Source organism: Phyllobacterium sp. SB3 (assembly GCF_040009165.1).
Lineage (GTDB): Bacteria > Pseudomonadota > Alphaproteobacteria > Rhizobiales > Rhizobiaceae > Phyllobacterium.
This window is the reverse complement of the sequence record NZ_JBDYKI010000006.1, coordinates 34,115-45,702: the sequence shown is the minus strand read 5'-3', so window position 1 is coordinate 45,702 and position 11,588 is coordinate 34,115. Positions and strand designations below refer to the sequence as shown.

The following is an 11,588-nucleotide window of genomic DNA, read 5'->3' as shown; positions in this document are numbered from 1 at the left end:
GCTTCAAACTACGAGTGACCCGTCGGATCTGCGTCATGCCATCTCCTTTGGTTTTGCTTGACGGTGTGAGACGTTTTTTCAGTCAGGTCGAGCCAGGCGATGAGTATGAAACCACCAACCAGACCGAGATGTTCGAAGAAGGAATTGGCGGCCATGAATCTCTCGTGTCCGGCGGGCATTTCCCAGAACCGTAATGCGATTAGCGTTGCAAGGAGAGTGAAGCCGCCAAGGGCAAGTGCTGCGAGCCAACGCAAAAATCCGGTGAGGATCATCACGGAAGCTACAATCTCAAAGACAATAACCAGAACGGCAAACAGTGGGGGTGGCGTCAAGCCGAAATGCGTCATCTCAGCGATAGCGCCAGGAAAATCGCTGAGCTTGACCAGGCCACCTTGCAGGTAAGCCGCACAAAGGCCAAGATATGCGACAAAGCGCATTATCTTTGAAGCAGGGCTATGCTTTTCAATTTTCAGTAACATTGAACCAGTTCCCTAAGTCAAGAGCACCCGGACTTCTGCTCAACCATCGCGCAGGTCTGACGGCTGGTCCGATATCATCGCCGAATCAGCCATCCCGTGGTGGAGGTCAGATTGCAGGTTTGGGGGCGAGGACGGGGCCATGCGTTACGCGCTCGGAAGCCTTATGCACCATGGTGTATGCATAATCGGCACCCATGCCATAGGCACCGGAATGCTCCTTCACGATTTGCAGAACGGCGTCGTATGTGTCGCGTCGTGACCAGTCACGCTGCCATTCCAGAAGAACCTGCTGCCAGGTCATGGGAACAACGCCCACCTGTACCATACGGTCCATGGCGTATTTATGCGCATCGGCCGAGGTGCCGCCGGAAGCATCGGCCACCATGTAGATCTCGTAATCGGTGTCGGCCAGGCAGGAAAGAGCAAAAGTATTGTTGCACACCTCGGTCCAGAGGCCCGAGACGACGATTTTCTTGCGTCCCTCAGTTGCGTTGACGGCCAGAGCCTCTCGCACTTTGAGATCATCCCAGGAGTTCATCGAGGTACGTTCGAGCAGGGGAGCCTCGGGAAACACCGCGAGTAACTCGGGAAAAGTGTGGCCGGAAAAGCTTTCCGTTTCCACAGTGGTGATGGTTGTTGGTATATTGAACACTTTCGCCGCCTTGGCGAGTCCTACGACATTGTTCTTCAAGACCTGCCGATCGATCGACTGAACGCCGAATGCCATCTGCGGCTGCTGATCGATGAAGATGAGCTGGCTGTTTTGGGGGGTTAGTACTCCAAGTTTACCGGACATTGGGATTCTCCTGCAGGGTTTTTAGAAAAGCAAATGATGTGCCTCAGGCCGCATCGCTTTTACTGGATGTCTTGTCAGAGGCACTCAGTGCGAAGGATTTTTCATGCAGACACGCCTGCACAATGTTCGTATGGCCTTTCAGCCACTGGACCGTGGCTTCGCCTGCGAGCATGCCGAGAAGTCCGAGCAAAGCGATGATCGGAGGTGCCGGCGACCGGACTGAAACAAAGCCATAGATCACACCGATGCCGAGGCCGACGACAAGTGAGATGATATAGGGTTGAAGCTGGGTCATGGTTTGGTCTCTCGTAGAAATTCCTGAAGACGTTCAAGCTTCGCAGGCTAGAATTTATGGACCGGGTCGTTTGGGCCCGAGCTGTGAGAATCGGCAAATCCTCAAGAACGGGGTGGCACTCATCCGTCCCGATTGAGGTTTCGGGGTGCGAGCCTTTGGTCTGACTGGGCAATGGAATTAATTTTCCATAGCCCAGGCGGCCGCCTGACGTTTCTCACCGCCCCTATATATCGCAGGTTATAATTATTGATAATTGCATAAAGTGTTTATACTGAATTGTGAAATTCGTAATTATGGCAAGCGATTGATTGTTTGGGGGTAGTTTCGGCTAAGCGAAATACTGATCCTCATTGTGTTCAACACGCCCGCTGGACTGTTGCGTTCACTGGATGGGAAATTGATAGCTTCGATGAGCTGCTCCTATGAGAATGCTGTTGCCCTCCAGGGGTCAAAGGTTATAATTGTCAATAATTGCGTGAAACCTCTGATGTCTATTGCGAGGGTTGTAATTATGGCGTTGAGTGAACTCAGAGCCCTCAGGACCTTCTTGCTCGCGACAGAAAAACGCAACTTCGCGCAGGTCGCGCGCGAACTTGACATGACACCTGCTGCAGTCACACGGATCATTGCTGCGCTGGAAAGCGAACTCGGAGTGCAGCTCTTTGTCAGGACTACCCGACAGGTTTCGCCTACATCCGATGGTGCCGTCTTCGCGGCAAGGATTGAGCCGGCTATGCAAGCACTTGAGAGTGCTCTTACAGAGCTGAACAATGCGCACAAGGCTGATGAGGGAAGGTTGCGCATTAATGCGCCAATGTCGTTCGGCCAACGTGTATTACCGCAAATTATGGGCAGTTTTCGCGAGTCTTATCCGAAGATTGATATCGAGATTTCGCTGACCGACCAGCTGCTCGACATGGTTGGTGAAGAATTCGATCTTGCGATCCGAATTTCTGAGCCGCCATCAAACAAATTTACAATCTGGAGGAAAATCTGTCAGATCAACCGTATCCTCGTCGCGGCTCCGGGGAGCGCCTGTGCTTCCGTCAATCATCCGAACAAATTACCTGCTGATGCCTGCCTTGGCTATAATTTTGAGAGTCGCCGTGAAAGTTGGCAGCTTTCGGATGGACATGTCAGCGTCAACATACTTGCTGGCCGGGCTGTCAGCTCGAACAATGGTGATGTTCTGGCCAATATGGCAGCCGATGGCTTGGGGGTAGCGCTGCTGCCGGAGTTCATTGTTGCTGAATGTTTGAGGAGCGGCCGACTGGTACCTGTCTTGTCCGAATGGAAGCCGCCCCAATTGTGGCTGACGCTTTACTATCCGCCCTATCAGAAGCTGCCGCCACGAATTGCAGCCTTCTCGAATTTTTTTGAGCGTGAAATTCCAAGGCTTGTTACTGCGCTGGTTTAGCGCTTGAGGCCAGGCTCGAGCGAGAATCCAGTTCTGACTCATGGCTTTGAGGCAGCTTTGAATGAGCCGATTGATGGGCGAGATGCGGTTCTGGCCGGCCCGCTTCTGCCTGCCTGCTGCCATCAATCGACGGTCATGATGGCATTCCCGGTAAATTCCCGCCTCTGTAACTCGTGGGCTGTTGCATCGATTCCTGGTCCACTGTGCGGTTCTTGCTATAAGGTGCATCTTCGGGTTTTCAGGAGCATACGCAAATGAAGGCTTTACAGTAAACGATAGGGTTGTTGAGTGCCGCAATCAACAGGAATGCTGAACCCACCATGGGCCCGGATTGCGTTGGCGTTCATCGCCATTTTGCTTGGCTCCCGAATTCCTGTACCCGGCATCGACCTCCATGTCCTGTCTAAACAAATTTCCTATTCGCCAAATCAAGCCATGGCGCGGTTCTCGATCTTTGCGCTGGGAGCATTTCCCCTTTTTACCATTCTTGCCTATATGGAGATCGCAAAACTCATCGTTCCCTCCTTAGCAAAATGGCAAGCGTCCTTTGCGGGCTCTTCAAGGATGAGCCTCATTGTCAAAATACTCGTGCTTACTCTTACCGCCATTCAAGGGTACGGCATGATAAGGGCACTAACCTCGATGGCGATCTTGGATGGCTCTGCAAGCGTGTTGGTCGCAGGGATTGCATCGTTTATCGGCGCTTCCGCAGTGATGATCTGGCTGGCTGATATCGTGCGCCTTCCCGGTATGGGAAATGGTGTCTGGTTGCTCTTGACCATACCAATGCTTGGAGCACTACCGCATGAAGTGGTTACATTGGTTGAACTGATGCGTTCCGGCGCAATCTCCGTTTTGGAATCGCTGGTTGTTTGCGTTTCAGTTACGGTTGCAATTGCCATGACTGTTCTTGCATGTATGTTGCTTTCGCGAAGCTATAGTCCTCGTAAGTCAGACCTGCAGATATCATCGGCGGTTTTGCTGTGGCCGCCGTTTCTGGCCAATATTATCGGAAGCTATCTCGTCGCTGTATTTTTTGTCCTCGCTCCCGAACTGTTCTCCAACGCACCATGGTTCATGGATGCAGCAGCCCTTGTACTGAGCACCCTACTCATTCCGCTTTTCGTGCTTGGCTATTATCGGCTGTTCGCCCTCGATCGGATTGAGGCAGTGCGACGAGGCGACATCAAATCAATTCTGCTGGCGGTGGCTGGAGTTCAGGCGGTCGTCTGCCTGGGGATGGGCGTTTTGAATCGGGTTCTCCCTTTGTCAGGAATCCCGGATGGTGGAACGCTTATCGCCTGTGTTGTGGTGATGCTGGCGCTCCGAAACACGCTGGCACGAGGGCGAGTGCTACCGGAGACGGTGGCAATGTAGTAACCGGTTGCTGGACTGCATCCGCTATCAGGACGTTACGATTGAGATTCAGGGCCTGGTCGATCCGCAAATCTTTTTGGATCGTCCATAAACAGAAAAGCTTCATGGCAAGATTTATCGTCATTGCGTTGCGTATTGACGGTGTTCATGATCCAACAATCGCATGGAGCGACCCGCCTATGAATTGGCCATTGGATTTTTTAACAGCATTGTAAAGAAGCTCGAAATTCTCGTCTTGATACACATTCAGGTCATCGAAAGATTGAGGGGTTGGTGTCTGGCATCGACAATCCTGGACTCATGACCGTAATCACGAAGCAATTGATCAGCTTGCTCCGCAAGCAAATGGTACGGTTGTTTTCTCTCGGACCTGTACGACAGGATTGTGAACTTCACTGGGGGCTTCAAACACTATTCTTGCGCAGCAGCTTCGAGCAACAGGACTGACGTGTCCATCGGTCCCGTCAGCATGTTCGCGTATCCGGTTGCAATCTGACGATAAGTCCCGTTCTGACTTTGCCGTGTCCGCTCGCCGTGTCTTTACGATTGCCTGGCCGCAACTCATTCGCCATCCGGATCCGTCGGAATCGAACTTGTCTGGCACATACTTGCCGGGTTTGACGGCGCCTTCGCCGAGGCCGGCGATCCTGTCTGGTCTGCGTCTGCTCATAAAACCTCTACTCGGGTCTCCATTCCAGGCGCTGGCCACTCGGCATTCCGTGTATTGAAGATTCAAATCCGGTTCGCGATCACCTGTCTCCGGAATATCGACGCCCGAGCTCAAGAGCGCTTTAGCCTCAGATACCCGCGTACCACTCGTATCCGCGGTCTTCCCAGAAGCCACCGTTTCCACCCCACAACCCGGTAAAGTCGTCGACGATCTCAATCCGCATGATGTATTTGGCCTGCTTGTAACCGAGCTGCCGTTCGACCCTGAGCCGCAGAGGGGCGCCGTGACCGACGCCGAGATCCTGTCCGTTCAACTGATACGCAAGGATAGTTTGCGGGTGAAACGCATCGATCAGATCGATGCTTTCGTAGTAGCGGCCGCTCCCGTCGAGCGTCTTTTCCAGTTCATCAGCACAGTGAAAGACCGCAAACCTGGCTGTCGGCCGAAGCCCGACGGCTTTGAGGAGCGTCCCCAGGGGCACACCCGTCCACTTGCCGATCGCACTCCACCCTTCGACGCAGTCATGGCGGGTGATCTGCGTCCGCGCCGACAGCTTCCTGATGTCCGCAAGCGATATCTGGAGTGGTCGGTCGACAAGACCGTCAATCTTCAGCTGCCAGCTCGCGAACTTGCCCTCGACAAGTTCAGCATATTCTTCACTGTCAGGAGCACTTGTACCGTTGACCCGAAAAGACGGCGAGATATCCGCTTCGGAAAACTCACGCGCCAGGGCATCTCGCCCTTGAAGCAAACGCTGAGCCTTCATCGTCAGTTTCTCTGCCGAGTGAATAACCTTGGTAACGTCGGGATTCTGATCAAGCACATCACAACCGGCAAGGGTAAAGGCACTGGCGCCGAGCGTGCTGCCGATCAAAAACCGGCGACGGGTGAGAAAGCGGCTCATGAATTCGATCCCGTTTCTTTGACGGCATAGCGGCCGGTGATCATTGACCGGATATTGTTCCAGGTCCCTGACAGCACGACCATTGCTATATGAATGATGACGAAGAGCACGAGGAGCGATGCTGTTATGAAGTGGATCGTTCGTGCTGATTGCCGTCCGCCGAAGACATCGACCAGCCAGGGAAAGACAGCATCGATCCCGGGTGACATTGTCAGGCCGGTCACGACCATCAGCGGCAGGAGAACACCGATGACAGCAAGATATGTCAGCTTTTGCAAAGCATTGTAGCGTTTGGCCTTTTCGCCTTCGGGAAACCGGAGGCGTGCATGATCAATGATTTCATGCCAAAGGTGGCGCGGTGAAAGCTCCTCGACCTTTGGCGCCAGGTCTCTTTTTAGGTGGCCGCTAATTACACTGAAGCCAAAATAAAGAAGACCATTGAGGACAAACAACCAGGCAAAAAAGAAATGCCAGCGACGCCCTGCCGCGAGATCCTGAAATGAAGGAATGGTCGCCCAGGCGGGAAAGGCCCGCGCAGTCGCCTGACCATCGATTTCCGAAACGCCAAGCACGCCGGTCGTTTCGAATTCGACACCAGCAACACGCACGAAGCCAAGCGTCCCGCCTGCTCGTCCCTCAGAGCCAATCGTCAAGATGGCAGGATCGCCGTCTGCGCCATAATGCCCCCAATAGAGCTCGGGATGGGCGTTGAATATCTGCAGCCCGCTCAGCAGAAGGAAGCTCAGGCAAAGCGCGTTTAGCCAGTGGGTGAGCCGCGCCACCAGGGAGTGACGCCGTATGAATATCGTCCGGGAATATCGAACATCGTTATCGCTTGCATGCTCATTCATCACGGCATCCTTCGTCCTGTCATCCATCAGCTTCACGTCGGCAGCTTTTTCAAGTAGTCGCCGGTCGGTCGGAGGGGGTACCCGAATCCGACCGGCACAACGTGGTCACATGGGCGGAACCACGCCATTTTTCCCGACAAGAACCTGTCGGGCAACGGGGCCGGTCGCAGTTTTCTCGGCGGGGATGAAGACGACGGCCTCAGGAAGCAGATCGTCCTTGATCGCCGGGGCAAGGGTCACGACGGGCGTGCCATCGGGAATGGAAATCTTCTTTTCCTTGCCATGATAGGAGACTGTAACGGTCCGGCCGTCGACATCCTTGACCGCGTCCGCGACTGTCGCATTGGTCATGCTGCTGTCCGGCTTGAGGTCCCAGCTGTAGTTGCCCTCACCCGCGCCCTTCAAAGCCGGCGGCAAGATAAGCACTTCAAGCGCACCGTCACCGCCACCTTCCTTAGGCAGGGACGCAATGCCGACAAAGTCACCGGGTTTGATATCCGTCACTTGTGCCTTTGCAACGCTGGAGACCTGCCAGCCGTCAGCAAGGCTGATATCGAGGGTCTCGCCTTCACGGGTTTTCACCTTGAGTGTAGATCCGCTGTAATTGACGATGCTGCCCCTGACATTGATCCGTTCGCCCCTGACCTCTTCGGCGTGAGCCGGTGCCGCAATCACGACCGCAGAGGAAATGCCGGAGACCCCGATAAGCAGTGCAAAGAGAATATTCTTCATCATGTCTTCCTACTAGTTGGTAGTTACTGAACGAATGTTTATGCCTTCGGGACCGTTGGTTCGGCCCCAAAGGCGTTATTGAGCGACGGTTGGAGACAGCCGTTGCAAGGTGGGCGCCAGGATGGTGCCGAATACTTCAGGGGTTCCGTAGGCCCGCGCCGAAAGCATCGCTCCATGCACCGATGCCATGAATGCGTCAGCCTCGACGGCAGGTTCGCTTGAAAGGCTTAAGGAGCCTTCCCTGGCACCGCGCTCCATGACGGAGGTCAGCCACGTCGACAGGAAGCGGAAAAAAGCTTTCACCTCTACCGCGACCTCCGGTGCCAACGCTGGGGTTTCACTCGCAAGCATAGCACAGACGCAAAACGGCCTGCTTGCATCCTCAATACAGCTCGCCCAATGACCCGCATAAACTTTAAGAACCTCGAAAGGGTCCTGCACGTTCTCACCCAGAACGGCGACCGTCGCTTCGGCGTCTTCCCGGTAACGCGTTACGAGCGTACGGACCAGATCGGTCTTGGTCGGGAAATGATGATGAATGCTGGCCTTGCGAATCTTGACGACGTTCGCAATATCGGCGTAGCTAAAGCCATTGTATCCACCGTTCATGATCAGTGTTCGGGCACAGGCCAGGATTTCGTCGGATTTCGTCAAAAGATTGCCCATACACGTATCTACCTTCCAGTAGGGAGATTGTCAAGCTGAATTTGTCGAACGTATCGCGTTGGGTTTTGCCGAAGGCATCGGTGCTCCGGTGGATGCTACACGCGCCATGCAATATGAGGTAACATGAAGAAGGGTATAGTGCGGGATATTTGCGGCAGCGAGCACCTTGAAAGCAGGCCCATGAAAACAATCGGAATCCTTGGAGGCATGTCCGCCGCTTCTACACAAATTTACTATCGCGAGCATTGCAACCGGACCCCGGAGCGTCCGGGTGGGTTGCATTCTCCTGAACTGCTCATTCGCTCTCTTGATTTTGCGGAAATCGAAGCCTTGCAGGTGGCGGGCAAGTGGGAACGGGTCGGCGAGATTCTGAACCGGGAGGCAAGAGCTCTTGAACGCGGGAAAGCAGATTTCATGATCCTCGCGACGAACACAATGCACAAACTCGCCGATCAGATGATGCAGGGCGTTTCCATTCCATTGTTGCACATTGCCGACGCCACCGTCGCCCGCATCCATCAGCAAGGCTTGCGCTCGCAGGGGCTCATGGCAACTGCCTTCACGATGGAGCAATCTTTCTAAATTGAGCGGCTCGTGGCCGCCGGCCCTACGCCGATCATACCGGAAACAACCGACCGGGCCGAAACGCATCGTATTATCTACGAGGAACTTTGCTGCGATGTTGTCACCAGGGAGAGCGAGGCTGCCTTTGTCGCCATCGCCCAACGCCTTGTTGACCGCGGCGCGGATTGCCTGATTCTCGGCTGCACGGAGGTCGGGATGTTGCTCAATCAGAGGAAGGCAAAAACCTTCTCCGCGCACAGGACTCAAAACACGTCGGTGGACTTGATGTGGAATGGGTGGTTTCTAACGAGAAAAGAGGTTTCGCACGATGGAAGGCCGGCATTGGTGCGTATGGCTGTGCATCTGCTACCATGAGTATTTCAATTCCGCTCGAACATAGTTGCTGTCACGGCCTCCGGCGTCGCGAAGCGCCGAGCCGACCTGGTAATGAACAGCCTCCAGCGACCCCGTGAGATTGGGATTGAAGCGGTAGTCCGCCCTGACCTGCAAATAGCCTCCGGTCCATGTCGTCCCCTTACCCGCCGTGCCAGCGACGGGTATGCTTGGCAGGGTGTAGACCGCGTCCTGTGTTGTCTGCCGCCAAAGCAATCCGCCCCCGGCCAATAGGGTCAGGTCTTCTGTCGGCTGGACGGTAATCGACGGCTTGAGGTGAATGAGGTTCGCATATCCGGTATGGCCGCCAAGCGAGAAATAGAAGCCGTTCGGAAACAGTGGGTTGAAGGTGCCAAGCGTGCCATCACTTGCGTCCCGGTCGCCGGACGCCAGGTCGAACTGCATACCGATCCGCGGCAACCAGGTGAGCTTCTCGAAGGTGTAACCAGTCCTCGCACCGACGGCCCAAGCCAAAATGTTGGCTGAGCCGACCTTGCCAACCTGTCCCATCGCTTCCGCATCCCAGTCGAAACCCGCATATTTGCCGGCCGTCCGGATATTGAGGATATGCCTGTCCTCCTCACCCGACGCGGAGAGAAAAGTGGCGTCCTTGCGCTGATAAAGCGCGTAATAGGTGGAGGCCTCGATCGTCGGCGAAAGTTGCCGCTCCACGCGGGCCCCGCTGAACATTGCATCGCCGGTCGATCGATCATCGAAAGGGCGGTCATCGCGATACTGAACAGGCCGGCTAACAAGACCATAGAAGCGCCATGCATCCGTCTCCCACCCTGCCCAGACAGCATCGAACGACTGGCGGACATTCGGCCCATCGCGAGTCGAAACGAACCGCTCCAGGTCAAACGCAAAGTCTTGGCGGCCGACCCTTGCCCTGAACGTTCCGGCCTCAGTCTCCTGCGTATAGCCGATGAATGCTTGCCGAAGATCAAACCGGTTTGCGTCGTTAGGGCCGACCACTGTCTTGTCGAACGCACGCACATCCTCGAACTGCGTGAACAATTGCCAATTTTCATTCAGGTGGGCATCAATATGGAACTGCGCGCGCTGTAACCAGTAGGAGTCTCTGGGGTTCGCACGCACGGTTCCAAAAGCCGGCGCATCACTGACTTCGAAGATTTCGCGTAGATTGAGCCCGAGCGAGATGTAGCTGTTGGGATTGGAGGAAAACAACGGAATGTATTTGAGACTGTCCAGCGGTTCAGTCTTCAATTTCGGATCCGCGAGAAGCGACCAGTCCTCCCGCGACCGGTCGGCCTCTATCGACGGCCTCTCCTGCTTCAAGCGAAAATCATCTGCCAGGGCTGGTCGGTAGTCCCATTGAGCAAAGACAAGGGCGACAAGCGAAAGCAGGAGTGCCCGGGCCTTGGATGCGGACTGAAGACTAAGCGCTATTGAACGACGCGAGGCGGCACATCCCTGTCGGTCAATCATCTTACCTTTCAGCCTTCGGCCCATGCCCACATCCTGCGTCAGCTTTCCAAGAGTGATCGCAGCCATCTGTCGCTGGTACGGCGAAGTATGAGGGCGTTTGAGACGAGATGACGAGGCTGGACACAGCGTGACTTTTCGAGACGCCTCTTCCAAGACCTCATCAACTCTACTTCTGAACATCAAGAGTTTTTGGCCACCGGCCCTCGCAACTCGATCAACTGCTGATTCTACATTCAGGTGATGGTGCTCCCGCCGCAGCAGGATACGGCCATGCGGCGGATGCGGAGTCCAACATGCTTCTTCAACGAAACTATTGGGGAAAGCGGAGAAAACCTTTCCGCCGGGTTCATTTTTCCCCATGATAGCTGCCGAAGTATTTTACGGGTGACCAAGCCGGAAGGATCTCGGGCAGTCTTGGCGATAGAGCGCTATAGTCCTGCGCACCAAGCACTACCTTTCCGTCCATGACAGTGAGCACAGAAGAGATGGATTTGATCTGATCTTCCGGCACGGCGAAGTAATCCCTGTCGAGAACGGCGAAGTCTGCCAGATTTCCGGGGGCGATTATGCCCAGCTCGGCTTCTGCATTCATGAACCAGGCTGCCCCACTGGTGAACAGTTTCAGCGCCTCAGCGCGGGAGATGAGTCTGCGGCTGCGAGCATCAATAATCTCGGTTTTGGAATCCTTCAGACCGAGAATGTCCACATCAGAACCGACGGAATAAATGCGGCCTTGCTTGACCGCCAAAGCCGAAGCTTCGGGTTGAGCTTGGCTGGCGGTGAAGATTTTTGCGTTGAAAACGATTAGATCAGCGCCGGACTGTTCCTGCGTCGTTTGTGCCTGAACTGCAGAGAAAGAAAAACTTGTCACAAACGCGATGAATATTTTTCTGATCATTTTACCCTCGTTCGAATGATTTTTACGAATTGCGGTCATGCGCAAGCCGGCGCCTTACGGATGCATACAATGGACGAGGAAATGAGTTGAAGCTGTT

At 54.6% G+C, this 11,588-nt stretch carries 11 protein-coding genes and 1 pseudogene; 3 read left to right on the top strand and 9 right to left on the bottom strand.

The window, feature by feature from the left end:
* Nucleotides 1-8 precede the first annotated feature (8 nt).
* From ABKW30_RS20990 to ABKW30_RS20980, 3 genes are all read right to left on the bottom strand, one after another.
* A complete protein-coding gene (locus ABKW30_RS20990; protein ID WP_348600872.1) occupies nucleotides 9-479 on the bottom strand; it encodes a DoxX family protein in 471 nt (156 codons plus the stop codon).
* 106 nt (nucleotides 480-585) lie between these two features.
* Complete coding sequence (locus ABKW30_RS20985) at nucleotides 586-1,275, bottom strand: hydrolase (protein ID WP_348600871.1); 690 nt, start codon at nucleotides 1,273-1,275, stop codon at nucleotides 586-588.
* A 43-nt stretch (nucleotides 1,276-1,318) separates the two neighbouring features.
* A complete protein-coding gene (locus tag ABKW30_RS20980; protein WP_348600870.1) occupies nucleotides 1,319-1,570 on the bottom strand; it encodes a DUF1427 family protein in 252 nt (83 codons plus the stop codon).
* A gap of 517 nt (nucleotides 1,571-2,087) precedes the next feature.
* On the opposite strand from ABKW30_RS20980, the gene ABKW30_RS20975 reads away from it, so the two are divergent.
* Both ABKW30_RS20975 and ABKW30_RS20970 read left to right on the top strand, forming a co-directional pair.
* Nucleotides 2,088-2,987, top strand: a complete 900-nt coding sequence (locus ABKW30_RS20975; RefSeq protein WP_348601103.1) for a LysR family transcriptional regulator — start codon at nucleotides 2,088-2,090, stop codon at nucleotides 2,985-2,987.
* Between the two features lie 288 nt (nucleotides 2,988-3,275).
* On the top strand, nucleotides 3,276-4,364 hold the full coding sequence (locus tag ABKW30_RS20970) for a preprotein translocase subunit SecY (RefSeq protein WP_348600869.1): 1,089 nt from the start codon (nucleotides 3,276-3,278) through the stop codon (nucleotides 4,362-4,364).
* Between the two features lie 797 nt (nucleotides 4,365-5,161).
* Here ABKW30_RS20970 and ABKW30_RS20965 read toward each other — a convergent pair.
* The 4 genes from ABKW30_RS20965 to ABKW30_RS20950 all read right to left on the bottom strand — a co-directional run bounded on the left by ABKW30_RS20965 (nucleotide 5,162) and on the right by ABKW30_RS20950 (nucleotide 8,187).
* Nucleotides 5,162-5,938: a molybdopterin-binding protein gene (locus tag ABKW30_RS20965; protein WP_348600868.1), complete on the bottom strand. Its 777-nt coding sequence runs from the start codon at nucleotides 5,936-5,938 to the stop codon at nucleotides 5,162-5,164.
* Complete coding sequence (locus tag ABKW30_RS20960; RefSeq protein ID WP_348600867.1) at nucleotides 5,935-6,789, bottom strand: cytochrome b/b6 domain-containing protein; 855 nt, start codon at nucleotides 6,787-6,789, stop codon at nucleotides 5,935-5,937. Before ABKW30_RS20960 ends, ABKW30_RS20965 begins: the two co-directional genes overlap by 4 nt.
* Before the next feature lie 105 nt (nucleotides 6,790-6,894).
* Complete coding sequence (locus ABKW30_RS20955) at nucleotides 6,895-7,524, bottom strand: hypothetical protein (protein ID WP_348600866.1); 630 nt, start codon at nucleotides 7,522-7,524, stop codon at nucleotides 6,895-6,897.
* Between the two features lie 72 nt (nucleotides 7,525-7,596).
* The gene (locus tag ABKW30_RS20950; RefSeq protein ID WP_348600865.1) at nucleotides 7,597-8,187 is read right to left on the bottom strand and encodes a TetR/AcrR family transcriptional regulator; all 591 of its coding nucleotides are present in this window, start codon (nucleotides 8,185-8,187) and stop codon (nucleotides 7,597-7,599) included.
* A 123-nt stretch (nucleotides 8,188-8,310) separates the two neighbouring features.
* Here ABKW30_RS20950 and ABKW30_RS20945 point away from each other — a divergent pair.
* Nucleotides 8,311-9,126, top strand: a pseudogene (locus ABKW30_RS20945) (aspartate/glutamate racemase family protein).
* Here ABKW30_RS20945 and ABKW30_RS20940 read toward each other — a convergent pair.
* Both ABKW30_RS20940 and ABKW30_RS20935 read right to left on the bottom strand, forming a co-directional pair.
* Nucleotides 9,118-10,593 carry an alginate export family protein gene (locus ABKW30_RS20940; RefSeq protein ID WP_348601102.1) on the bottom strand — a complete coding sequence of 492 codons (1,476 nt, stop codon included), beginning with the start codon at nucleotides 10,591-10,593 and terminating at the stop codon, nucleotides 9,118-9,120. The pseudogene ABKW30_RS20945 and the gene ABKW30_RS20940 sit on opposite strands and share 9 nt — an antisense overlap.
* 346 nt (nucleotides 10,594-10,939) lie before the next feature.
* Nucleotides 10,940-11,491: an amidohydrolase family protein gene (locus ABKW30_RS20935; protein ID WP_348600864.1), complete on the bottom strand. Its 552-nt coding sequence runs from the start codon at nucleotides 11,489-11,491 to the stop codon at nucleotides 10,940-10,942.
* Nucleotides 11,492-11,588 lie beyond the last annotated feature (97 nt).